Here is a 22917-nt window from a genome sequence, read left to right on the forward strand (position 1 = left end):
CGACATGGCCGCAATGCGGAAACGGCAAAAGTCGGCCGTCGCCAAAAAACGCAAAATCGGAACCGCCGCGAAATCGGCGCGCGGCCGCAAACCGCAAGCCGCCATCGCCTCTGCCCCGCAAGCCGTCCCGCCGCCGCCCGGCCAGGGCAAGCGCGGCGAAGCCGGCTACCTCGCCTATCTCCTCCGCCAGGCCCACGCCGCCGCACGCCTGTCGATGGAACGGGCGCTGGCGAGCCTCGGCGTCACCACGCCGCAATTCGTGGTGCTGACCATGCTGAAGGCCTATCCCGGCCTCTCCGGCGCCGACGTCGCCCGCGTCGCGCTGCTGACCCCGCAGACGGTCGGCGTGATCATCGGCAACCTCGAGCGCGACGGCGCGATCCGCAAGACTCCGCACCCTGTCCACGGCCGGGTGCTGCAATGGACCCTGACACGGCGTGGAACCGCGCTGCTCGATAAATGCCGGAAACACGCCCATGCCCAGGAGCGCCGGCTGGCCACCGGGCTCAAGGCCGGCGAAGAGCGCGTGGTGCGGCGCTGGCTCGCCAAAATCGCCACAGATTTGCAGGACAGCTAGTTCCCGCGGCGTCTTGGCTTTTGGTCCACACCGGCCGCGCCGCTAGACTGAGGCCATGGAACAGCTTGATTCTCGACAAATGCCTTCTCGCCGAGCCCTGCTCAAGGCAGGCCTTGCGGCAAGCGCCGTGCTTGTCACACCGGGCGCCGCGCTGGCCGCAGCCCCGCCCGGCTTCGACCAGTGGCGTGACAGCTTTCGTGCTCGCGCGATGGCAAAAGGCATCACGGAGCAGACCTGGACGCGCGTGATGGGCCGCATCGAGCCCGACATGAGCGTGTTTCGGCAGATGCGGAACCAGCCGGAATTCCATGAGCAGATCTGGCAGTACATCAACCGCCGCGTCTCGGACTGGCGCATCATCAACGGCCGCGAGGCGCTGAAGAAGAACGACGCGCTGTTCGGCCGGATCGAGCGCGATTTCGGCGTCGAGCGCGGCACGCTGCTGGCACTGTGGGGCGTCGAGTCCGCCTATGGCGATCCACTGGTGCAGCAGAACCATATGACGCCGGTATTCCCCTCGCTCGCCGCGCTTGCCTGGAACGAGCCGCGCCGCAAGGCCTATTGGGAGACCGAACTGATCAACGCGCTGAAGATCGTGCAGCGCGGCTGGAGCACGCCGGAAGAGATGCGCGGTTCCTGGGCCGGCGCGATGGGCCATTCGCAGTGGATGCCGGAAGTCTGGCTCAATGTCGGCTTCGACTATGACGGCGACGGCAAGGTCTCCCCATTCGGCCGTCCCGACGATGCGCTCGGCTCGACCGCAAAGTATCTGCTCAACCGCGGCAAGTATCACCGCGGCGAACACTGGGGCTATGAGGTGCGCGCGGCGAGCGGCGGCGCCAGCGGCAGCCGCACCTACGCGGCCTGGGCCAGCGCTGGCGTCACCCGCACTGACGGCCAGCCCTTCCCGCAGCCGAATGCCTCGGCCCAGCTCTGGATTCCCACAGCCGGCGGGCCGGCCTTCCTGCTGGGACCGAACTTCTATTCGGTGAAGAGCTACAACCCGTCGATGAACTATGCGCTGGCGATCTGCCATCTCGGCGATCGCTGCCTCGGCGCACCGCCCTTCATCCAGCCCTTCCCCGGCTCCGAGCGCATCCTGACGCTCGCCGAAGTCCAGGAGATGCAGACGCGACTGACAAAAGCCGGCTTCGACACCGGCGGCACCGACGGGCGCGTCGGCAACGACACCATGAAGGCGGTGAAGGATTTTCAGACCAAGGCAGGCCTGCTGCCCGCCGATGGGTACGGCGGGCTTAAGGTGCTGGCGCGGTTGCGGCAAGGTGGCTAGCCGCTCCCGTCATTGCGAGCGAAGCGAGGCAATCCATTCCTCCGCGTGTGCGGATGCAATGGATTGCTTCCGCCTTCGCCGAGGCTTCGGCGGACAAGTCGTCGCTTCGCTTCTCGCAATGACGGAGAATTACTGCGGCTGCCGTACCACGCCGCCGGCATACATGCCGCCATCGATGACGAGCTCGGTGCCGGTCACGTAGCGCGAGGTATCGGAGGCGAGATACAGCACGCCCTGCGCGATCTCGATCGCCTGGCCGGCGCGGCCGAGCGGCGTTGCGAACTTCGCGCGCTCCTCGGGATCGATCGGCGCATTCTGGCCGGTGGCATTGCCGCCGGTCGGGATCTTGGCCCAGATCGGCGTGTCGATGATGCCGGGATGCACGGAGTTGACGCGGATGCCGTCATTGAACTGGGCGCATTCCATCGCGATCGCTTTCGCGAACAGCCGCACGCCGCCTTTGGTCGCGCAATAGCCCGCGAGATTAGCCGCGCCACGCAGGCCCGCCAGCGACGACATCATGATGATCGAGCCAGAGCGATGCCGGCGCATCAGCGGCAGGCTGTGCTTCACCGACAAAAACACGCCATCGAGATTGATCGCGGTCTGCCGCCGCCAATCCGCCAGCGTCATGTCCACGATCGAGGGCGCGCCGATGCCGATGCCGGCATTGGAGACCAGCACGTCGAGCCGGCCGTAGCGCTTGTCGACTTCGGCCACGACCTCGGCCCAGCGCTCCTCGCTGGTGACGTCCTGCTTCAGGAAGATCGCCTCACGCCCGGCCTTGTTCAGCTTTGCAACCAGCTCCGGCCCGTTCAGTTCGTCGATGTCGGTCGCGACAACCGTCGCGCCCTCCTGCGCGAACAGCTCGCAAATCGCGGCCCCGATACCCGATGCGCCGCCGGTGACGAGCGCGACCTTGCCTTGAACCTGCCCTGCCATGTGTCTCTTCCCTTGTTCTTATCGGATGACCGCCGGCCCCTGGTCGGGCAGCGCGACGTCGAGCACACGGAATTGCACACGTTCGGTGCCTTGCCAACGGTCCACTGCAAGAGACCCTGCCACGTGCAATTGCTGGCCGCGATTTTGCGTCAAGGCGCTGCCGAGCTTCTGTCCCACCGAGCGGAATGCGATGCCATTGACGATCGAGCCGTCGCCGGATTTGAAGCGCAGCCGCAAATGCGCCTGCCCGACCTCGTCGGCATAGACCAGCTGATGCGACGGCAGCGCGATGATCGGTTCAGGGTTGGCGGCGCCGAAAGGACCGGCACGATTGAGTGTTGCGGCGAATTCCGGCGTCACCGCGCGCGCGGAGACCGCGCCGTCGATGAACAGCTCGTTCTCGTGACGCGAATTCGCGACGTCGGCCGCGAGCGCGCTTTCCATGAAGGCGCGGAACTCCGCGAGCTTCTCCTTGCGCAGCGTGACGCCAGCGGCCATCGCGTGGCCGCCGCCTTTGATCAGCAGGCCGTCATGCACGGCCTGCCGCACCGCCTTGCCGAGATCGACGCCGCCGATCGAGCGGCCCGAACCGGTGCCGATGCCGCCGGGCTCCAGCGCGATTGCAAAGGCCGGCCGCGCGAATTTCTCCTTCAGCCGCGCCGCGACGAGGCCGACCACGCCGGGATGCCACCCCTCGGCGGCGGTGACGATCACCGAGCCCTTGTCCTCCAGCCCGAGCGAGGCCAGCGCCTCGGCTTCCGCTTGCGCTTCGGCCGCCTGCTCGATCACGCGACGTTCGCTGTTGAGACGGTCGAGCTCGGCCGCGATCCGCGCAGCTTCCGAAACATCGCCTTCCAGCAGCAGCCGCACGCCGAGATCGGCGCGGCCGATGCGGCCGCCGGCATTGATGCGGGGTCCCAGCATGAACCCGAGATGCCAGGCTTCCGGCGGGCCGTTCAGCCGCGACACGTCCATCAGCGCGGTGTGACCGACATGGTCGCGCCGGCGCATCGCGATCAGCCCCTTGGCGACGAAGGCGCGGTTGAGCCCGATCAGCGGCGCGACATCGGCGACGGTGCCGAGCGCTACGTGATGCAGCATGCCGAGCAGATCGGGCTCCGGCATCTCGCTGCTCCAGAAGCCGCGCTGCCGGAGCTCGCGGTTGACGGCAACCAGCGTCACCAGCACGAGGCCGACGGCGGCGAGATGGCCGAGGCCGGAGAGATCGTCGGGCCGGTTCGGATTGACCAGCGCGTCGACCTCCGGCAACTCGTCGCCGGTCTGGTGATGGTCGATCACGACCACGGACATGCCGAGCTTCTTCGCCTCGGCCAGCGGCTCGATGCTGGTAGTGCCGCAATCGACCGTGACCAGCAGCGTCGCGCCCTTCGCCGCCAGCGCGCGCACGGCATCCGTGTTCGGACCGTAGCCTTCGAAGATGCGGTCCGGGATGTGGATCAGCGGATCGAGGCCGCAGTGACGCAGATGCCAGGTCAGCAGCGCCGCCGAGGTCGCGCCGTCGACGTCATAGTCGCCGAAGATCGCGACCTTCTCGCCGCGCACGGCCGCGTCCGCGATGCGCCTGGCCGCGGCTTCCATCGCGGTCACAGTGTATGGATCGGGCATCAGCTTGCGGATGGTCGGATCGAGGAAATCAGGGACCGCGTCGAGATCGATGTCACGCCCGGCCAGCACCCGCGCCAGCATCTCCGGCAGATGATGCCGCTGCACGATCGCCAGCGCCCGCGCCTGCCCGCGCGCATCCAGCCGGTCGCGCCACAGCTTCCCCGTCAGCGAACGCGCCACGCCGAGAAACGCCGGCGGCGCTTCGACGGGAAGTGCGGATGCGGGAGGAGTCATATGGCAATCAGTCCGTACGGGAATCAGGGGCTTGTCCGCCGAAGCGCTTCGAGAAGGCGGAAGGCGTATTCCGCCACCTCACGCCGATCAATCACGAATGAGCAGGGATAGCACATCGGCAACTGGCGGACGCCCCGACCTCGCGGTTTTGCACAACCCAGCCCTGATCCCTTTCCTATTCCGTCGAGAAGCGCCAAGCCAAATTCCGCTCCTCTGCACGGCATCTGCTGAAAAGCCCCTCATTTTAGCCTCCGGGAACGCGCTCTTGTCCCTGAACTCCACCGCTCTGGCAGAGACAGTCGTGCAAGGCCGGGATTCAATGTTGAGCGTCAAACTCACACAGTTCGCAACTCCCTTCTGGGCGGCGCTCGGTCTCAACATCATTGCACGTGGCCAGGCGCTGTTTGCACCGATGTACTCCATTGACAGCTATGACGTCGCCCGAAAATCGTTCAGCGGGGAAATCGCCTATTCCCTCAGCGACGGGCGTTTCGTTCGCGCGGCGCTGTGGTGGCTGCAAGGCCAGATTGGACTCTCGCCGATCGAGTCGGTATCGGCATCGATGTGCCTGTCGATTCCGTTATTCATTATCTCTGGGTTCATCTTCGCCGCGGCGATCGTCGACGACATCGAGCAGAAAGAGGCATTCGCATTTGCGGCCCTGTTCACGCTGCATCCGTTTGCCACCGAGTATTTCTTCTACGGCGAGGTCACCTTCGCGACGGTCCTAGCGGTCTTCTTCGCGGCATTGGCGGTATGGAGTGCCTACCGCGCGCCGCCACTATGGACCTGGCGTTGCGCAACGATCGCAGCCGTCGTCCTTGCGCTGGGAAATTATCAGGTCGTGATCGGTCACATCGCCGCCGGCGGCCTGCTCGTCCTCGTGGCTTGCCTTTGCATTGGCGACACTGTTTCGAAGTCAGATCTTTCCGACGTACTCGCCGACTTCCTGCGCCGCACGTCCGTCCTGGTGGCCGGATTTGCCGCCTACGCGCTGTGTCTGATTTTGACCAAGCTTCTGCTTCCCGCGGCCGCGTCGGGCAGAGCGTTCCGTTCAATCTCGCCGGATTTTTCCCAAAAGCTTCACACCTTTGGTGATGCAATAGCATTTTGCTTTCTCCCACCGCACGGCATCACTTCGACGACGTCGTCGATCGTGACAATTCTTGCGCTCGCACTGAGCATCGTCCTGCTGCTGCGAACGCCGCTGCAACAGCGGAAAAGGACCGCAGCGCTGATGGTCGGGCTGGCCGTCACGGCTGCGATCGCCAGCGCCGCAATTGCTCCGCTCATCGGCGATACCGCGTGGTTGGCCCCTCGGCTGCTGTCGCCCATGGCGCTGTGCGTCGCAGCACTCGGCGTGATCGGCTTTCGATCTGCAGTCGCCAACTCAAGACTTTGTCTGGTCGCAGCGTTCGCCATCGTCGTTGCGGGCTATGTGGGTGCCGATGCTTCGATCCTGTTCGATCAGCGGCGCATGAATTTGTGGGATCATCGGGAAGCCAACCGCATCATGGCGCGGCTGGAGGCCGATCCCGCCTTTGGCAAGGCGACATCGCTCGCTGTCGTCGGCCGCCGCAAGATGCATCCCCTCGCGCTCGGGACGTCATCCCTCGACATGAACACATCCGCCCTCGGCTCGCCCTGGTCCAAGCTTGGGCTGTTCGAGCAAGCGACGGGCTACAGCTTCGCCTCACCGTCAGACCTGCAATGGCAAACCGCGATCGATTATTGTGCGCACGGGACGGTCTGGCCGCAGCCCGGTTCGGTCGGCCTGATCAATGAGCTTGCCATTGTCTGCCTGCCGCAGCGCTGATCTGCGGCACTGCTGAAAAATGCGGCTGCCTGCAAAAACAAGATGCAACCACAAGTCAGTAGTACTACGCGCGCTACCGCGGAACCCTAAACGAGTCGTTAGCCATATTCCCCGACGCTCCCGCGCATACCACAAGCGCCCGCTTGATTCTACCGGCAAGCCAGAGGAATTCGGACAATGTCGCTCGCGCTCCCTCGGACGAGATCGCTCGCCAATGAGCCATCCCATTCGGCCGGTCCGGAGGACGAGTCCGATATCTCCGCCCTGCTCGCGCGGCTGACCTCCGAGGTCAACCAGATCGCCTGCGAGAAGACCAAGTCGATCCAGCAGATCACCAACCAGATGAAGATGCTGGCGCTGAACGCGCTGATCGAGGCCTCGCGCGCCGGCGCGCAAGGCGCAGGTTTCGCCGTCGTGGCGCAGGAGGTGCGCGGCGTCGGCCAGCAGGTCGAGACCATCGCGCGCGAGTTGGAGACCCAACTCACAAAACGCACCGGCGACCTCATGAGCTCGATTTCGCGGATGACCGACCGCTCGCGCGGCGAGCGCATGGTCGACCTGTCGCTGAATGCGATCGAGCTGATCGACCGCAACCTCTATGAGCGGACCTGCGACGTGCGCTGGTGGGCGACCGATTCCGCCGTCGTCGACTGCGCGGCGGCGGCCAATGCCGCGGCGGTCGCGCATGTCTCGGACCGTCTGGCGGTAATCCTCGGAGCCTACACCGTCTATCTCGATCTCTGGCTGTGCGATCTCGACGGCAACATCCTCGCCAACGGCCGCGCCGACCGCTTCAACGTGGTCGGCCAGAACGTCGCGCACACCAGATGGTTTCGCGAGGCGCGCGGCTTGCGCTCGGGTGACGATTACGTCGCGGGTGACGTCGAGTGCCAGCCCCTGCTCGGCCAGGCCCAGGTCGCGACCTATTGCGCCAGCGTCCGCGACGGCGGCAAGGCGCATGGCCGGCCGACCGGCGTGCTCGCAATCCATTTCGACTGGGAGCCGCAGGCCCGCGCCATCGTGCAGGGCGTGCGCGTCGGCGCCGCCGACAAAGCCCGCGTGCTGCTGGTCGATTCCAATTTCCGGGTGATCGCCGCCTCCGACGGTCAAGGCCTGCTCGGCGAGCGCGTCTCGCTGCAGCTCAACGGCCAGCGCAGCGGCTGCTACCAGGACCGCTCGGGATCACTCGTCGCCTTCCACGCGACGCCGGGCTACGAGACCTATCGTGGGCTGGGCTGGTACGGCGTGATCGTCAGCAACGCCCAGAAGGACTAGCAGCCAAGCTTGTCGGCGACCGCGCCAAAATCCATGGCGACGATGTCCCAATTGCCGGTGGCATCGAAATCATACTTCTGCAGCGGACCGTATTCGGTCGGACGCGCCACGAACGCGGTCTTGAGGCCAAGTTTCTGCGCGGCCTTCAGATCGTGGTTATGCGCGGCGACCATCATCACCTGCTCCGGCGGCAGGCAAAGCAGCTTTGCCGCGCCGAGATAGGTTTCCGGATCGGGCTTGTAATGCTCGAACAGCTCGGCCGACATCACGAGGTCCCAGGGCAGGCCGGCGAACTTCGCCATGTTGGTGAGCAGCGCGACGTTGCCGTTCGACAGCGGCGAGATAATGTACTTCGTCTTCAGCCGCGTCAGGCCGGCAACGCTGTCAGCCCATGGATGCAGGCGATGCCAGCCCATCGTGAGATGATGCAGGTCGGCCTCGCTGAGGCCCTTGATGTCGAACTGCGCGACCAGCTTCTCGAGCGAGCGCCGGTGCAGCACGTCGAGCATGACGTAGCCGTTCTGCGGATTCCTGCGCACCTCGTCCATCGAGGCCGCATAGACCGCGCGCCAGCCGTCGACCAGCGCGGTCCAGTCCGCCTTGATGCCCGAGGTCTCCGACCACTTCGTGAAGTCGTTGATCAGGCTGGTGCGCCAATCGACGACGGTGCCGAACACGTCGAACACCAGCGCTTTGACAGCTGAAAGATCCGACATGTTCGTCTCCCGTTTTGTTGTCGTTGTTGTCGCGGCAGGCTCTTTGGCCTGCTCGGTAGCGCTTTAGTCGAGGTGGAACTTCTCGAGCTCGCGGTGCTCGGCCTTGATGTAGCGCACGGTGCCGGTGACCGAGCGCATCACGACCGTCTCGGTCTCGATCACGCCGTCCTTGCGGAACTTGACGCCCGACAGCAGCGAGCCCGTGGTGACGCCGGTGGCCGCGAACAGGCAGTCGCCGCGGGCCATGTCCTCGATGCCGTAGATCATCTTGGGATCGGTCACGCCCATCTTGTGGGCGCGCTCGCGCTTCTCCTCGCTGTCAAGGATCAGGCGGCACTGCATCTGGCCACCGATGCAGCGCAGCGCCACGGCGGCCAGCACGCCCTCGGGCGCGCCGCCGGTGCCGATATACATGTCGACGCCGGTCTCATCGGGGGTCGCGCAATGGATCACGCCGGCGACGTCGCCGTCGGTGATCAGGCGCACCGCGGCACCGGTCGAGCGCACGCCGTTGATGATGTCGGCATGGCGTGGGCGATCCAGCACCAGCACGGTGATCGCGGAGGGATCGACGCCCTTGGCCTTGGCGAGGCGGCGGACGTTGTCGGCGGGCGAGGCGTCGAGCTCGACGACACCCTTGGCATAGCCCGGACCGACCGCAAGCTTCTGCATGTAGACGTCGGGCGCGTGCAGCAGCGTGCCGCCATCGGCCATCGCCATGGTGGCGATCGAGCCCGGCATGTTCTTGGCGCACAGCGTGGTGCCTTCGAGCGGGTCGACGGCGATGTCGACCCTGGGACCTGCGTTGAGGCCGACCTTCTCGCCGATGAACAGCATCGGCGCCTCGTCGCGCTCGCCCTCGCCGATCACGATGGTCCCTTCGATCGGCAGCTTGTTGAGCTCGCGGCGCATCGCGTCCACCGCCGCCTTGTCGGCCGCCTTCTCCTGGCCGTGGCCGCGCAGCCGTGCGGCCGACACCGCCGCCCGCTCCGTCACCCGCACGATTTCGAGCGTCAGGATGCGCTCGAGCAACATCTGCGGCGGAACGGAAATATGGGTCGACATCGGCTTACTCCTTGAGGCCTTTTACCTGCGGGCCACCCTGCCCGCATCCATCAACGCGCGAGCGACCCTTTCGGGTCACACGTTCAGTTCTTTTCGATCCGGATCACCTGCGGCCTGCCGCTGATGACCTTGTCGCGCTGCACCTTCTCCAGCGCACGATAGACCGCATCTTCGCTCGTGGCATAGGTAATCAGAATGACCGGAACCGGTGAAGGTTTTTTGGCCGTACCGTTAATGTCCACGCCGTCAGGATGGCGCTGCACGATCGATTCCAACGATATCTTCTGCTCGGCAAGCCGCTTGGCGATTGTTGCGGCAGTTCCTGCCAGATCGCGCGCCATCAGGCGAATATAATAGCCGCCCTCGTGGCGCTCCATCGGCGCCTTACTGGTGGCGCGGAGCTTGTCGACCGGACGCCCGAACGGCTTTGCGCGGATACCACGCGCGACGTCGGCGATGTCGGCGAGCACGGCGGAGGCTGTGGCCGCGCCGCCGGCGCCGGGACCGACCAGCGTGATCGGCGGAATGCCCTCGCCGTCAACAGTCACCGCATTGGTGACGCCCATCACCTGTGCGATCGAGGATGATTTCGGTACCATGGTCGGATGCACGCGCTGCTCAATGCCCTTGGCGGTGCGCACGGCAACGCCGAGCAGCTTGACGCGGTAGCCGAGTTCTTCGGCGGCGCGCAGATCCTCCGGCTTGATCGAGGAGATGCCCTCGACATAGACCGCGCTCTGCGCAACCTTGGTTCCGAACGCAAGGCTGGCGAGGATCGCAAGCTTCTGCGCGGTGTCATGGCCATCGACGTCGAACGACGGATTGGCCTCGGCATAGCCGAGCCGCTGTGCGTCCGTCAGGCATTCGGCGAACGGCAGGCCCTCCTGCTCCATCCGCGTCAGGATGTAATTGCAGGTGCCGTTGAGGATGCCATAGACGCGGTTGATGCTGGTGCCGGCGAGCCCTTCGCGCAGCGTCTTGATCACCGGGATCGCAGCGCCGACGGCAGCTTCGAAATTCAGCGCGCCGCCGTGCTTCTCCGCGGCGGTCGCAAGCCGCAGGCCGTGCTTGGCGATCAGCGCCTTGTTGGCGGTCACCACGGACTTGCCGGCCTTCAGCGCGGTCTCGATTGCGGAGAATGCGGGATCGCCGGCACCGCCCATCAGCTCGACGAAGCAATCGATATTGGGATCTTCGGCCAGCGCCTGCGGGCTGTTCGCCCAGTCAATGCCGCGCAGATCGACGCCGCGCTTCTTGGCTTTGGAACGCGCGGTGACGGCGACGACCTTGATGCCGCGGCCACTGCGCGCGGTGAGCGTCGAGCCCTGCGCCTCGATCAGACGAACGACTTCGGCGCCGACGGTGCCGAGCCCCGCGATGCCCACTTTCAGCGGTGCGACCATGACAAAACGAACCTGGAGGAATTAGCGTCGATTGGCGAGAGGAACCACGTTGTGCAACGTTTCAAGGCCGCTTTCAAGGAAGCGGCGCACGCCGCGCGCGGCCTGCCGGATACGCTGCTCGTTTTCCACCATCGCGATGCGCACATAGCCTTCGCCGTGCTCGCCGAAGGCGACGCCGGGCGAGACCACGACGCCGGATTTCTCCACCATCAAGGTCGCGAACTGCATGCTGCCGACTTCCTGGAACGCCTTCGGCAGCGGCGCCCAGGCGAACATCGACGCTTGCGGCGGCGGAATGTCCCAGCCCGCGCGACCAAACGACTCCACCAGCGCATCGCGGCGCTTGCGGTAGGTGTCGCGCATCTCGCGGATGCAGTCGTCGGGCCCGTTCAGCGCCGCGGTCGCGGCGACCTGGATCGGCGTGAACGCGCCGTAGTCGAGATAGGATTTCACGCGCGCCAGCGCTGCGATGATGCGCTCGTTGCCGACCGCAAAGCCCATGCGCCAGCCGGCCATCGAGAACGTCTTCGACATCGAGGTGAACTCGACGGTGACGTCGATCGCGCCGGGCACCTGCAACACCGAGGGTGGCGGATTGTTCTCGTCGAAATAGACCTCGGCATAAGCGAGATCCGACAGGATGAAGATGTCGTGCTTCTTCGCGAACGCGACGAGATCCTTGTAGAAGTCGAGATCGGCGACATAGGCCGTCGGGTTCGACGGATAGCAGACGATCAGCGCGATCGGCTTCGGGATCGAATGGACTATGGCGCGCTCGACCGCCTCGAAGAATTGCGGCGTCGGCTCCGACGGCACCGAGCGGATCACGCCGCCCGCCATCAGGAAGCCGAAGGCGTGGATCGGGTAGCTCGGATTGGGACACAGCACGACATCGCCCGGCGCGGTGATCGCCTGTGCGACGTTGGCAAAGCCCTCCTTGGAGCCCAGGGTCGCGACCACCTGGGTGTCGGGATTGAGCTTCACCCCGAAACGGCGCGCGTAATAGGCCGCCTGGGCCTTGCGCAGGCCGTTGATGCCGCGCGAGGCCGAGTAGCGGTCGGTGCGCGGCTTGCCCAGCGTCTCCTTCAGCTTCTCCAGCACATGGGGCGGCGTCGCGAGGTCCGGGTTCCCCATGCCCATGTCGATGATGTCGGCCCCGGCATTGCGCGCGGCTGCCTTGGCCTGATTGACCTTCTCGAACACGTAAGGCGGCAGACGGCGGATGCGGTAGAAATCTTCCATGGGACCTGGCTCCGACAACCGGATGGGCAGAATCGACAAGATCTGGGCTACTTGGTTGAAACCGGATTCGGTTTCGTCCAGAAATCGCACTGAATCAACGACTTAGAGCGAATTCAGGCGCACAAATCTGACGTCAGCGACCGGATATGCGGTTGAATTGAGGTTCTTTTAGCACGGACATCAGGTGGCGCCAGCAATCATGCGCGTCAAAACCGTCACTTTCCGGCGCCGTTCTGGGCGGCCGAGGCGGCTGCCTGGCGATCCCGCGCGGCCTTCAGCTCGGCCTCGATCTTGGCCTGGTCGGCCGGGGTGATCGCGGCCTCGTTGCGGTCCGGCGGAAGGTCATGCACGGGCAAATAGCCGCCTGCTTCCTTCGGTCGCGCAGGCGCATCCGCCGGCAGTCCGCCGGTCGGCAGGTCAGCGATGGTGCTCGAGCAGCCCCCCAGCGCCGTGACCGACGCGAGCAGCAAAGCGGCCGCAAGCCCCCTTATCATCCTATCGATCGGCATCCGCCGAAAGTCCCCAACAAGCTAGCGCGCACGTGGCACGTCGCCGACACGGGTCGCACTGGTACAGCCTTTGCAACGTCCCCGCTGCATTTATTCTCGGTTCAACCGTTCAAACCATTGTCGCCCGAAACGATTAAGCCGTGAACAACAAAAGCGAGTGGTGAGGCCTCAATATGTCGGAACCAAGATTTTTTGTCGCAGTGCAACAGGGCGAAACATCGGATTTATCCTGATTTGCGCTACCGCACCGCGCGATGACGCCGACGAAACGAAACGATAGTGTCCTTGAAATGAGCAACGTCAGTACCGAATCCCAAGCTTCGCCGAAGTTCAACGCCGAAGCCTTCGCCATGAATATCGCACGTGCGATGGAGAGCAGCGGCCAGGCCCTCGCGGCCTATCTCAAGCCGCGTCAGAGCGGCGAAGTCCGCGACAAGCCCCCGAACGAAATGGGCGAGGTCATCAAGACCTTCAGCGTGATCGCGGAATACTGGCTGTCCGACAAGGAGCGCGCCACCGACCTGCAGATCAAGCTCGGCAAGGACTATCTCGACCTCTGGGGCTCGGCGGTGCGCCGGATGGCCGGCGAAGCCGATGCCAAGCCCGCGATCGAGCCGGCACCGCGCGACAAGCGGTTCCAGGATCCGGAATGGAAATCCAACCAGTTCTTCGACTTCGTGCTGCAGCTGTATCTGCTCACCACCAAATGGGCGCAGGAGCTGGTGAAGAACGCCGACGGCATCGATCCCCACACGCGCAAGAAGGCCGAATTCTACGTCCAGCAGATCAGCAACGCGCTGGCGCCGTCGAATTTCGTGCTGACCAATCCCGAGGTGCTGCGCGCCACTGTTGAAACCAACGGCGACAATCTGGTGCGCGGCATGAAGATGCTGGCGGAGGACATCGAGTCCGGCCATGGCACGCTGCGGATCCGCCAGTCCGATCCGTCCGGCATGCAGATCGGCGTCAACATGGCGACGACGCCCGGCAAGGTGATCTACCAGAACGATCTGATGCAGCTGATCCAGTATTCGCCGGCCACGGAGAACGTGCTGCGCACGCCGCTGCTGATCGTGCCGCCCTGGATCAACAAGTTCTACATCCTCGATCTCAAGCCGGAGAAATCCTACATCAAATGGTGCGTCGATCAGGGCATCACGGTGTTCGTGATCTCCTGGGTCAATCCGGACAAGGAGCTCGGCAAGAAGACCTGGGCCGACTATGTGATGGAGGGCCCGCTCACCGCGATGGACGTGATCGAGAAGGTCACCGGCGAGATGAAGGTGCACACCGCCGGCTATTGCGTCGGCGGCACCCTGCTCGCCTCGACACTGGCCTATCTCGCCGAGAAGCGCCGCCAGCGCGTGACCTCGGCGACGTTCTTTGCCGCGCAGGTCGACTTCAGCCATGCCGGCGAACTGCTGGTGTTCGTCGACGAGGACCAGATCTCGGCGCTCGAACGCGACATGCAGGAGAGCGGCGTGCTCGAGGGCAGCAAGATGGCGATGGCCTTCAACATGCTGCGCTCGAATGACCTGATCTGGTCCTATGTCGTGAACAATTACCTGAAGGGCCAGTCGCCCTCGGCGTTCGACCTCCTGCACTGGAATTCCGACGCCACGCGGATGCCGGCGTCGAATCATTCCTATTACCTGCGCAACTGCTATCTGGAGAACCGGCTGTCGACCGGCACCATGGTGCTCGACAACACGCTGCTCGATCTCTCCAAGGTCAAGGTGCCCGTGTACAATCTCGCCACCCGCGAGGATCACATCGCGCCGGCGGAATCGGTACTATATGGCTCGCAGTTCTTCGGCGGCCCGGTGAAGTATGTGCTGTCCGGCTCCGGCCACATCGCCGGCGTCGTCAATCCGCCGGCGTCGAAGAAGTACCAGTACTGGACCAACGACAACATCAGGGGCGTCAAGCTCGCTGACTGGCTGAAGAACGCCGAGGAGCACAAGGGCTCATGGTGGCCGGACTGGCGTCAGTGGCTGGAGAATCTCGATCCCGAGATGGTGCCGGCGCGCGCCGTCGGCACGCCGGCGATGCCGCCACTCGAGGATGCCCCAGGCAGCTACGTCCGCGTCCGCGCGTAGCCTTACGCGCCCCTCTCAGCTATAAGCGGGTGTCCCGCCCGGGAGCGGGACATGGAATCAGTTTGAGGGGGAGATGATGACGCGCGAATTGTTCTGGCTGACGCTGACGGTGATCCTGACCGGCGTCCTGTGGGTGCCCTACATCCTCAACCGCTGCCAGGTCCGCGGCCTCGGCGGAGCCATGGCCAATCCCTCGCGCAACGACAAGCCGCATGCCGAATGGGCCAACCGGCTGATGTTCGCGCATGACAACGCGATCGAGAATTTGATCATCTTTGCGCCGCTGGTGCTGATCCTGAACGCGATCGACTATTCGTCGAAATGGACCGTGCTCGCCTGCGCCGTGTATTTCTGGGCGCGCGTCGCGCATCTGATCGTCTACACGCTCGGCCTGCCGGTGTTCCGCACGCTGGCCTTCACCGTCGGCTTCCTGGCTCAGGCGGTGCTGGCGCTGGCGATCTTCAAGATCCTCTGACCGGCGCTCCCGACGCCGGCCGCGGCATGCGCTGCGCCGACCTACGCCTTCCTGACAACGACGTGAAGCATCGTCGCAGGTGCTTCGTCAAAGCTCTTGATCTCGCTGGTGTCGGACGAAACTTGTGTCCACGCACCTGACGCAGTGTAAGTCGCCTGCAACCAGTCCGGCGATGGATAATTGTAGTAGCGACCGAGGCTGTCGCGGCCATCGTCATGGCCGATCTTGTAGCTCGCGTAAAACAGGCCTGCCGGCTTCAGCGCGCGGTGGATACGCGTGAGGATTCCACCGAGCTCGTCGCGCGGCACGTGCAGCAGGCAGGCGCTCGCCCACACGCCGTCATAGATCTCGTGCTCATTGAGTTCGTCGAACCGCATCGTCTCGACGGCATGACCGGTCCTGCGCGATGCGACTGCCGCCATCTCCGGCGAGCCGTCTGTGGCGCGCACGACGAATCCCGCCTCCAGCATGACTGCGAGGTGATTGCCGGCGCCGCAGCCGAGTTCGAGGATCGCCCCGCCCGGCGGCAGCAGATTGAGAAAGCCCCTGAGCCGGGCGGACGGGGCTTTCGCCCACCCGGCATAGGCCTCGGCATTGCGCCGATAGAATTGCAGCGTGTCGTCGTCCACCCCTGCACCTCGCACTAAAGCGCGATGAGATTGGTTGAATCGTCATCGCGCTTTACCTCCTTGTTTGAGCATGATCTCCGCGCAAACGCCTTCGGCGTTTGTCGCGAGGGAAAACCGCTTCGCACTTTTCCGGACCATGCTCTATGGAAACAGCGCAATCTGCTCCAGTCCTGCAGTTTCGGGCAAGCCGAACATCAGGTTCATGTTCTGGATCGCCTGACCGGCAGACCCCTTTACCAGATTGTCGAGCGTGGAGATCACGATCGCCCGGTTCTTGATGCGATCGGCGACAACGCCAATCTGAACATAGTTCGAGCCGCGCACATTCTGGGTCTGCGGCAGCACACCCTTCTTCGCGACATGCACAAAGGGTTCGTTGGCGTAGGCCTTCTCCAGCGCAGCCCGCAAATCGTCCGGCGTCGCGCCGTTGAGCTTGACGTAGGACGTGCAGAGTTCGCCGCGCGCCATCGGGATCAGATGCGGCGTGAAATTCACGGTCACGGCGCTACCGGCCGCGACGCCGATCTCCTGCTCGATTTCAGGCGCGTGGCGGTGGGTGCCGACCGAATAGGGCGACAGGCCCTCGCCCGCCTCGCTGAACAGCGTGTTTTGCTTCAACCCGCGGCCGGCGCCGGTGACGCCGGACTTCGCGTCGATGACGATGTCGTCGACGTCGATCAGCTTGGCCTTGGCAAGCGGCACCAGCGCCAGCAGCACCGCGGTCGGATAGCAGCCGGGACAGGCGACCAGCCGCGCAGTAGCGATTTTCTCGCGGTAGAACTCGGTCAGGCCGTAGACCGCCTCGCCCTGCAATTCCAGCGCCCGGTGTTCATGGCCGTACCACTGCGCATAGGTGTCCTTGTCACGCAGGCGGAAATCGGCGGACATATCGAGGATCTTGATTCCAGGGTTGGCCTTGAGAACCGCCGCGATGATCTCCTGCGTGGTGCCGTGCGGCAGCCCGCAGAACACCGCGTCGAGCTTGCTCCAGTCGACTTTCTCCCATTCGACGAGCTTCGGCAGGTCGAGCATGAAGAAATGCGGAAACACATCGCTCATGGCCTTGCCGGCATGGGTGTTGGCGGTGAGCGCCGTGATCTCGGCATTCGGATGCCGCGCCAACAGGCGCACCGCGTCGGCTCCAGTGTAGCCGGACGCGCCGAGTATGCCGATCTTCTTCGTGCCCATCGCACGCTCCTTTCAGGCGAAATGCTGCTTGTCTTGTATCGAACGGCAGCGAAAGCCGGCAGCCGTCCCGTGCGCGTCACGTCTGCGAACGCACGCGCCGTCCACCCTGCTCTCCCTGGCGAGAAACGCTGTATCGGCTACTTCTCGGGCAATCCCAGCATCAGCCGCATGTTCTGCACGGCCGCGCCCGACGCGCCCTTGCCGAGATTGTCGAGCCTGGCGACCATCACCGCCTGATGGTGCTTGTCGCTGGCGAAGACGTAGAGCTCGAGCTTGTTGGTCTCGTTCAGCGCCTCAGGCTCGATCCGCCCGCTCTTGGCGGCCTCGTTCTGCAGCGGCATCACCGACACGTAGCTGCTGCCGGCGTAGCGCTTGGCGAGCGCGGCCTGCAGATCGGCGCCAGAGGGCTTGCCCGGCAGCGCGTCGAGCTGCAGCGGCACCGACACCAGCATGCCCTGCCGGTAGTTGCCGACCGAGGGGATGAAGATCGGCCGCCGCGTCAGCTTCGAGTAGAGCTGCATCTCCGGCACGTGCTTGTGCTCGAAGCCGAGGCCGTAGAGCTCGAAGGCCGGCGCGGTGCTGTCCTCGAAGCTCGCGATCATCGACTTGCCGCCGCCGGAATACCCGCTCACCGCGTTGACGGCGATCGGAGTGTCGGCGGGGACGAGGCCAGCATCGACCACCGGCCGCAGCAACGCGATCGCGCCGGTCGGATAGCAGCCGGGGTTCGAGACCTTCTTCGCCGCCTTGATCTTGTCGGCCTGGTCGGGCGCGAGCTCGGCAAAGCCATAGGCCCAGTCGGGCGCGACCCGATAGGCGGTCGAGGCGTCGAGCACCTTCGGTCCCGAGGCGCCCATGCTGTCGATCAGCGCCACGGTTTCCTTGGCCGCATCATCGGGCAGGCAGAGGATGACGAGATCGACCTCCTCCATCAGCGCCCGCTTGGCGCCGGCGTCCTTGCGCTTGTCCTCGGCGATGGCCTTCACCGTGATCTCGCTCTGGCCGCGCAGCCGCTCCTGGATGCCGAGGCCGGTGGTTCCGGAGGCTCCGTCGACGAACACGGAGGGCTTCTTCGCAGCGCCGGCGGCGGCGGGCTTGTGGGTCTCGGTGATGGTCATGACGTGGTCCTTTCGAGAAGGGTCGTATCAGTTGCAAAGGCCTGTGGCCGCATGTTGCGCATCAAATTTGCGATCTGCCTTGCGCCGGAGTCGGGCTGCGCTTCCAGCTGCCCGGCGACAGCGGCGTAGTCGGTCTCGGATTTGTGCTGGTTCAGCTTGAAGCTGCCCTCGACCTCCTCGACCGTCATCACCATTCCCACGATCGCCTTCTTCATCGCATCCAGCCGGCCCGATGTCATCTTGGCTGAAGTCCAGGGCGGCTTCGGCGCCAGCCATTCCTCGAACTTGGCGCTCAGCGTGTCGATCTGCACCGCGAGTTCGGCCTCCGACAACAAGCGAACCGGCCCGGTCAGGTGCACGGCTTGGTAGAGCCAGGTCGGAACCTGGTCCGGCGAGACGTACCAGTCCGGCGAGACATAGGCATCCGCGCCGTTCACGGAAAGCAGCCAGGGCGTCGTTCCGTCCGCCAGCTTTACCAGCGGATTGTGACGGGCAACGTGAAAGGCGGCCTGCGGCGTGCCGTCATCGGCATAGGTCAGGTAGAACGGCAGCCCTGACGCGATCGGCTTATGGCCGTCCCACGCACAGGCGATGCCGAAACCGCGCGCATCGACAAACGCGAGGCTGGCAGCGCGGTCAGGCTTGAACACCGGTGGCGTATACATGGTCGTGTCTCCTCAACGTGAACGTGGGAGCCGCCCGATCGTACCGCTTTGCTTTTTGGAAGGGAGAGCGCCGCGGGAGTGATCCGGCGGCAGAGGCAAATCGATCTTAAACGCGAACGACCGCCCATACCGCGTGAATGCGGCGGCGGCGAGCAGTGAACATGGTCGCGGCGTTGATCATGGGCGCGGCTATAAGGCCGCGCCCGCGTTCCGTCAAGGAAAACCGAGTTAGATGGAGGGATTCCACGGCGCCGGGATCACCCGGTAGCCGTTGCCATCCTTCTCGACATGGCCGAGGCCCGGGAACGGATAGTGGAAACCCTGCACCTGCAGCTTCTCCGCCACCACCATGTCGTAGACCCGGCGGCGGGTCTTTTCGGCCTGATCGCCGTCCTGATCGAAGAAGGCATGCCAGCCCGGATTGCTCGCGAAGGGGTTCGGGTTGTTGGTGACGTCCGACTGGATGAAGACCTTGCCGCTGCCCGAGGCCAGCACATAGGAGGTGTGGCCGGGCGTGTGGCCGATGGTCTCGACCGAGGTCAGGCCCGGCGCGATCTCCTTGCCCCACTCATATGGCGTGACCTTCTTCTTCAGGCTGGCCTCGAAGATGCTGCGGTTGTTCTTGAACAGGCCCTGCATGCGGCCCGCCGGCGCGCGGCTCATCTCGCCGTCGTCCATCCAGAACTTCCATTCGGTCGCCGGCACCAGCACTTCGGCGTTCGGGAATGCCGGCGTGCCCTCGGCGGTCAACAGGCCGTTCACGTGGTCACCGTGGAAGTGCGAGATTACGACCATATCGACATTCTTCGGGTCGAAGCCGGCCGCGACGAAATTCTCCGCGAACAGGCCGTTGGCACCCTTGCTGTTGGTCTTGGCGAGCGCGCCGTTGCCGGTGTCAATCACGACCAGCTTGCCGCCGGTGTTGATGACGAGCGGTGCGAAATAGATCGTCATCATGTCAGGCGCCATATACGCCTTCTGCAGCGCGGCGCTGACCTCTTCCTTCTTGGCATTGGTGATGAAGGAGTCCTCGAGCTTGAAGACGTTCTTGCCATCGGAGACCACGGTGACCTGGATGTCGCCGACCTTGTAGCGATAGAAACTCGGCGCCTGCTTGTCGGCCATTGGCGCAGTCGCATGGGCCGAGATCGCCGGCAGCAAGGGCGCAGCAGCAATGCCGGCAGCGCCGGTCAGAACGTGACGTCGCGTCAGATCCATATGAAATTTCTCCCGGTGAGACAGTGAAGGTGGCCCGTTGATGCGCTTGTTTGGCAGGGTCTTAGCAGCGTTTCGGTGCACGCGCGATGACAGACCGCGATGCTCGTCTGTCGAGCTAACCCCTGCGCCATGGTCTTATTCCAGGCCTCACGGCGTGGACAGAGCGCTGACAACGCAAGGCGACCGCAGCGCGGCTGACCGGCAAATACGCGATCGCACGAGCGTCACAGCTTGCTCAACAAACCGATGGAGCGGAAGAGAGATGTCCAAAAACCATTTCCGCCAGTCAACCCGTCCAGGCGGGCTCGGGCTTGCGCTTCTCCGGCTTGAGCCGCCTTGCTGTACCAGGCGATCGCCTGTGCCGTATCCTTGGGAACGCCGAGACCGCTCTCATAGGCCCAGCCCAGATTATATTGAGCCCTGCTGTTATTCCGATCGGCGGCGTTGCGGAGCAACTGCACCCCCTTGGTGTAATCCAGCGGCACGCCCCGGCCGTTCACGTACAGCAATCCGAGACTCATCTGGGCCCAGGCGTCGCCTTGATCGGCCGCCTTTGTGTACCATTGGGCCGCCAACGCTTCGTCGCGCACGACGCCCAGTCCTTCAGCGTAAAGATACCCGACATATCCCTGGCTGTAGGGATCGCCCTGCTCCGCCGCCAGCTGGAACCAGTGCATGGCCTCGCGATAATCGCGCTCAACGCCGCGACCGCTTTGGTACATGCTGCCGACATAGGATTGGGCCTTGCCATTCCCGCTCTCGGCGAATGGTTTGAGCCGCGTCATGGCGAGCTTGTAGTTCTTGGCCAGAAAAGCGTTGACGCCTTCGTCAAGGTCGGCGCTGACGTCCCGGACATTGGCGGGCGTTTTCGGCGTCTGGCCGATCGGCCCGAATTTGAAGTCCGTGAACTTCTGCAGGCCCGCCTTGATCGCCGCGGCGAATTCCGCCGGGCAGACGGCCGTATCAAAGCTGAGCCGCACAACCACGCTTGAGCGCACGGTTCGGCCGTCGATCACGGCGGACCCGCTCACGTCGATGCGACCGCTGGCAGCCCCGAAGAGAGTCCGGCCGTTGAGATATCTCCCGTAAATGATCTGCGCCGGCTTTTCGTTGAAATTGGTCCCCTCTGGAATGGTCAGCGAACTGGTCTCCCGATATTCCAGCGAACGGCAGGGAAACGGCTGGTCGGTCACACCGCCGGTGCTGAGCACCAGCAGCGAGGGTCGCAGGTCCGTAAGCGGCAGCATCCTGACGCGCGACCATTCCCCGAGTTCGACGGGCTTGGTGATCTGAAATGTCGCGGTGATCGCGTAACTGTCGGACAGATCGCGCGGGTTTGGAAAGCTGTAGTCCCCGGCGCCGTTCAGCCCGGCCTGCTCGATCAGCCTTTTGGCGGTGTTCGGCCGATCCGTCTTTTCCAGGCCTTGCGCCAGCGACCGGCCGACCAGGGCTCCAAGCCCGGTGCCGGACAGGATCGAGCGCGCTTGCCGGGTACCGTCGGATGCGAGCGTGTAATCGATCTCCGCGGCCAGGGTGAAGTGCTCCGGTTTCGACACCGGGATGCGGGCCATCGTGCCCTTGTCGATGTTGAGCGCCGGCTTGCCGGCAAGGCCCGCCGGCAATGCGCCGAAGGCCAACAGCGACACGGTCGGATCGAGGTACTGATCGATCGCTGGCACATAGACAACGGCATGGTTGAAATTGGGGGTCGCAACTTCAGTGAGTGTGTACTGCGTATCGGCGTTCACCGCGACCAGATTGGCCTCGATCCCTTGCGCCGCCAGCAGGGCCTTGAGGATCGTCGCATGCGCCTTGCAATCCCCGTAGCGCGCCGCGAGCACGGCCGATGCCGGCTGCGAAGTCCAGCCGCCATCTTCAAAGCCGATACCGACGTAGCGGATATTCCGAGCCACCCAATTGTGGATACGCTCGACCTTGCTGCGTGGATCGGCGGCATCGCCGACGATCTCGTTCGAGAGCGTCCGCAAACCGCCGTCAGGTACGGCCATGGGAGCATTGCGGGCATTCAGCTCGGCTGCAAAAGCCGCATAATCGGCGAAAGTGCTGACCTCGAAACGCCTGGCTTCGTCGAACGCGTCGGCATCGATCTGGCGTCGGTTCGGCGTCTCCTGCCTGAAAGCCGCGTGGTGAATGACCCGGTCGCCGAGCCGCGCCTCGCTGTGCTCGACGTTTCGGAGCGCCACATGCAGCGGCCTTGAGGCCGGCCCGTCGACCGTGACTTCCATCGTCTCGGGCGGCTGGTCTACCGGCTGCATCCAATATTGCGCAAACTCGCCGGCAAACTTCGCGGTCTTCGTCTTGTAGACCAGATGTCCCTTGATCCTGTCGCCGGCGGCGACGTTCGGATAGGCGATGATCCTGTGCCGCAGCTCGTCGAAATAAGGTGAGGAGATATCTGCAGAAGCGGGTTGATCGCGGATGGCACGCTCGTCGACTGCGATCACGCTGCCGTCGGCCTTCACGGTGGCCAGTTCACTTGAGGACAATTCGCTGAAGTAGCTATTATACGTGACGGTCTGCTGCGCGATTGCCTCCGCTCCCTTCTCGTCGAGCGCCCGGATCTCGAAGTCGAACACGGTCGTGCTCAGACCTTGCTCGTCGAAAGTGACGGTGTAGCGGGCGAGCGTCCGCCGCCAGCCTGGATCAACCCAGGCGGGCCCCTGTCCGTTGTCCGTCGGGCCAGCGGCAGCAGCAATGACGGACGTGATCAGCCATAGCCACAGAACTGAAACGATACGCGCCGTCATATTCCCGGAAGCCCCGCAGCCAGGCGTTATGCCGGTCGTTCAGCTAGCACCCGGAAATTAC

The 22917-nt window shown here is 64.4% G+C and carries 19 protein-coding genes; 6 read left to right on the top strand and 13 right to left on the bottom strand.

The annotated features are described in order from the left end of the window. Positions 1-4: 4 nt before the first annotated feature. Both JQ604_RS16870 and JQ604_RS16875 read left to right on the top strand, forming a co-directional pair. Positions 5-577: a MarR family winged helix-turn-helix transcriptional regulator gene (locus JQ604_RS16870; RefSeq protein ID WP_212358661.1), complete on the top strand. Its 573-nt coding sequence runs from the start codon at positions 5-7 to the stop codon at positions 575-577. A 55-nt stretch (positions 578-632) separates the two neighbouring features. Then, positions 633-1868, top strand: a complete 1236-nt coding sequence (locus tag JQ604_RS16875; RefSeq protein ID WP_212358531.1) for a lytic murein transglycosylase — start codon at positions 633-635, stop codon at positions 1866-1868. 129 nt (positions 1869-1997) lie between these two features. On the opposite strand, the gene JQ604_RS16880 is transcribed toward JQ604_RS16875, so the two are convergent. Continuing rightward, a complete protein-coding gene (locus JQ604_RS16880; RefSeq protein WP_212358532.1) occupies positions 1998-2810 on the bottom strand; it encodes an SDR family NAD(P)-dependent oxidoreductase in 813 nt (270 codons plus the stop codon). An 18-nt stretch (positions 2811-2828) separates the two neighbouring features. Then, complete coding sequence (gene recJ, locus JQ604_RS16885; protein WP_212358533.1) at positions 2829-4670, bottom strand: single-stranded-DNA-specific exonuclease RecJ; 1842 nt, start codon at positions 4668-4670, stop codon at positions 2829-2831. Between the two features lie 322 nt (positions 4671-4992). Here recJ and JQ604_RS16890 point away from each other — a divergent pair, with 322 nt between their 5' ends. Both JQ604_RS16890 and JQ604_RS16895 read left to right on the top strand, forming a co-directional pair. Continuing rightward, positions 4993-6486, top strand: a complete 1494-nt coding sequence (locus JQ604_RS16890; protein WP_212358534.1) for a glucosyltransferase domain-containing protein — start codon at positions 4993-4995, stop codon at positions 6484-6486. A 177-nt stretch (positions 6487-6663) separates the two neighbouring features. Next, on the top strand, positions 6664-7761 hold the full coding sequence (locus tag JQ604_RS16895; protein ID WP_212358535.1) for a methyl-accepting chemotaxis protein: 1098 nt from the start codon (positions 6664-6666) through the stop codon (positions 7759-7761). Here the strand turns inward: JQ604_RS16895 and JQ604_RS16900 are convergent. From JQ604_RS16900 to JQ604_RS16920, 5 genes are all read right to left on the bottom strand, one after another. Beyond that, positions 7758-8477 (bottom strand): haloacid dehalogenase type II, encoded by a 720-nt coding sequence (locus JQ604_RS16900; RefSeq protein WP_212358536.1) that lies wholly within the window; start codon positions 8475-8477, stop codon positions 7758-7760. The genes JQ604_RS16895 and JQ604_RS16900 overlap by 4 nt on opposite strands. Before the next feature lie 63 nt (positions 8478-8540). After that, positions 8541-9542, bottom strand: a complete 1002-nt coding sequence (gene glpX, locus JQ604_RS16905) for a class II fructose-bisphosphatase (RefSeq protein ID WP_212358537.1) — start codon at positions 9540-9542, stop codon at positions 8541-8543. A gap of 83 nt (positions 9543-9625) precedes the next feature. Next, a complete protein-coding gene (locus JQ604_RS16910; RefSeq protein ID WP_212358538.1) occupies positions 9626-10945 on the bottom strand; it encodes a homoserine dehydrogenase in 1320 nt (439 codons plus the stop codon). A gap of 21 nt (positions 10946-10966) precedes the next feature. Beyond that, positions 10967-12187, bottom strand: a complete 1221-nt coding sequence (locus tag JQ604_RS16915) for an LL-diaminopimelate aminotransferase (protein WP_212358539.1) — start codon at positions 12185-12187, stop codon at positions 10967-10969. Between the two features lie 215 nt (positions 12188-12402). Further along, positions 12403-12696, bottom strand: coding sequence for a hypothetical protein (locus JQ604_RS16920; RefSeq protein ID WP_212358540.1), 294 nt, complete (start codon positions 12694-12696; stop codon positions 12403-12405). Between the two features lie 290 nt (positions 12697-12986). On the opposite strand from JQ604_RS16920, the gene JQ604_RS16925 reads away from it, so the two are divergent. After that, positions 12987-14795, top strand: a complete 1809-nt coding sequence (locus tag JQ604_RS16925) for a PHA/PHB synthase family protein (RefSeq protein ID WP_212358541.1) — start codon at positions 12987-12989, stop codon at positions 14793-14795. A gap of 76 nt (positions 14796-14871) precedes the next feature. Beyond that, positions 14872-15270, top strand: coding sequence for an MAPEG family protein (locus JQ604_RS16930; protein ID WP_212358542.1), 399 nt, complete (start codon positions 14872-14874; stop codon positions 15268-15270). 41 nt (positions 15271-15311) lie between these two features. Here the strand turns inward: JQ604_RS16930 and JQ604_RS16935 are convergent, their stop codons facing one another. From JQ604_RS16935 to JQ604_RS16960, 6 genes are all read right to left on the bottom strand, one after another. Next, positions 15312-15899 (bottom strand): class I SAM-dependent methyltransferase, encoded by a 588-nt coding sequence (locus tag JQ604_RS16935; RefSeq protein WP_212358543.1) that lies wholly within the window; start codon positions 15897-15899, stop codon positions 15312-15314. A 141-nt stretch (positions 15900-16040) separates the two neighbouring features. Continuing rightward, the gene (gene argC / locus JQ604_RS16940) at positions 16041-17087 is read right to left on the bottom strand and encodes an N-acetyl-gamma-glutamyl-phosphate reductase (protein ID WP_212358544.1); all 1047 of its coding nucleotides are present in this window, start codon (positions 17085-17087) and stop codon (positions 16041-16043) included. 137 nt (positions 17088-17224) lie between these two features. Next, entirely contained in the window at positions 17225-18205 is a 981-nt protein-coding gene (argC, locus tag JQ604_RS16945) for an N-acetyl-gamma-glutamyl-phosphate reductase (protein ID WP_212358545.1), read from the bottom strand. Continuing rightward, on the bottom strand, positions 18202-18870 hold the full coding sequence (locus JQ604_RS16950) for an FMN-binding negative transcriptional regulator (protein ID WP_212358546.1): 669 nt from the start codon (positions 18868-18870) through the stop codon (positions 18202-18204). Before JQ604_RS16950 ends, argC (JQ604_RS16945) begins: the two co-directional genes overlap by 4 nt. Before the next feature lie 228 nt (positions 18871-19098). Next, positions 19099-20088: an MBL fold metallo-hydrolase gene (locus JQ604_RS16955; protein WP_212358547.1), complete on the bottom strand. Its 990-nt coding sequence runs from the start codon at positions 20086-20088 to the stop codon at positions 19099-19101. A gap of 224 nt (positions 20089-20312) precedes the next feature. After that, positions 20313-22856, bottom strand: a complete 2544-nt coding sequence (locus JQ604_RS16960) for a DUF3857 domain-containing protein (protein ID WP_212358548.1) — start codon at positions 22854-22856, stop codon at positions 20313-20315. Positions 22857-22917: the final 61 nt, after the last annotated feature.

This window comes from Bradyrhizobium jicamae (assembly GCF_018130695.1).
Lineage (GTDB): Bacteria > Pseudomonadota > Alphaproteobacteria > Rhizobiales > Xanthobacteraceae > Bradyrhizobium > Bradyrhizobium jicamae_B.

What these genes read in the sequence shown, in the direction of transcription:
- JQ604_RS16955 (WP_212358547.1), bottom strand. Translation starts at nt 20,088, where the DNA reads ATGGATCTGACGCGACGTCACGTTCTGACCGGCGCTGCCGGCATTGCT.
- glpX (WP_212358537.1), bottom strand. Translation starts at nt 9,542, where the DNA reads ATGTCGACCCATATTTCCGTTCCGCCGCAGATGTTGCTCGAGCGCATC.
- JQ604_RS16950 (WP_212358546.1), bottom strand. Translation starts at nt 18,870, where the DNA reads ATGTATACGCCACCGGTGTTCAAGCCTGACCGCGCTGCCAGCCTCGCG.
- JQ604_RS16930 (WP_212358542.1), top strand. Translation starts at nt 14,872, where the DNA reads ATGACGCGCGAATTGTTCTGGCTGACGCTGACGGTGATCCTGACCGGC.
- JQ604_RS16880 (WP_212358532.1), bottom strand. Translation starts at nt 2,810, where the DNA reads ATGGCAGGGCAGGTTCAAGGCAAGGTCGCGCTCGTCACCGGCGGCGCA.
- argC (WP_212358545.1), bottom strand. Translation starts at nt 18,205, where the DNA reads ATGACCATCACCGAGACCCACAAGCCCGCCGCCGCCGGCGCTGCGAAG.
- recJ (WP_212358533.1), bottom strand. Translation starts at nt 4,670, where the DNA reads ATGACTCCTCCCGCATCCGCACTTCCCGTCGAAGCGCCGCCGGCGTTT.
- JQ604_RS16925 (WP_212358541.1), top strand. Translation starts at nt 12,987, where the DNA reads ATGAGCAACGTCAGTACCGAATCCCAAGCTTCGCCGAAGTTCAACGCC.
- JQ604_RS16920 (WP_212358540.1), bottom strand. Translation starts at nt 12,696, where the DNA reads ATGCCGATCGATAGGATGATAAGGGGGCTTGCGGCCGCTTTGCTGCTC.
- JQ604_RS16870 (WP_212358661.1), top strand. Translation starts at nt 5, where the DNA reads ATGGCCGCAATGCGGAAACGGCAAAAGTCGGCCGTCGCCAAAAAACGC.
- argC (WP_212358544.1), bottom strand. Translation starts at nt 17,087, where the DNA reads ATGGGCACGAAGAAGATCGGCATACTCGGCGCGTCCGGCTACACTGGA.
- JQ604_RS16910 (WP_212358538.1), bottom strand. Translation starts at nt 10,945, where the DNA reads ATGGTCGCACCGCTGAAAGTGGGCATCGCGGGGCTCGGCACCGTCGGC.
- JQ604_RS16915 (WP_212358539.1), bottom strand. Translation starts at nt 12,187, where the DNA reads ATGGAAGATTTCTACCGCATCCGCCGTCTGCCGCCTTACGTGTTCGAG.
- JQ604_RS16900 (WP_212358536.1), bottom strand. Translation starts at nt 8,477, where the DNA reads ATGTCGGATCTTTCAGCTGTCAAAGCGCTGGTGTTCGACGTGTTCGGC.
- JQ604_RS16875 (WP_212358531.1), top strand. Translation starts at nt 633, where the DNA reads ATGGAACAGCTTGATTCTCGACAAATGCCTTCTCGCCGAGCCCTGCTC.
- JQ604_RS16960 (WP_212358548.1), bottom strand. Translation starts at nt 22,856, where the DNA reads ATGACGGCGCGTATCGTTTCAGTTCTGTGGCTATGGCTGATCACGTCC.
- JQ604_RS16895 (WP_212358535.1), top strand. Translation starts at nt 6,664, where the DNA reads ATGTCGCTCGCGCTCCCTCGGACGAGATCGCTCGCCAATGAGCCATCC.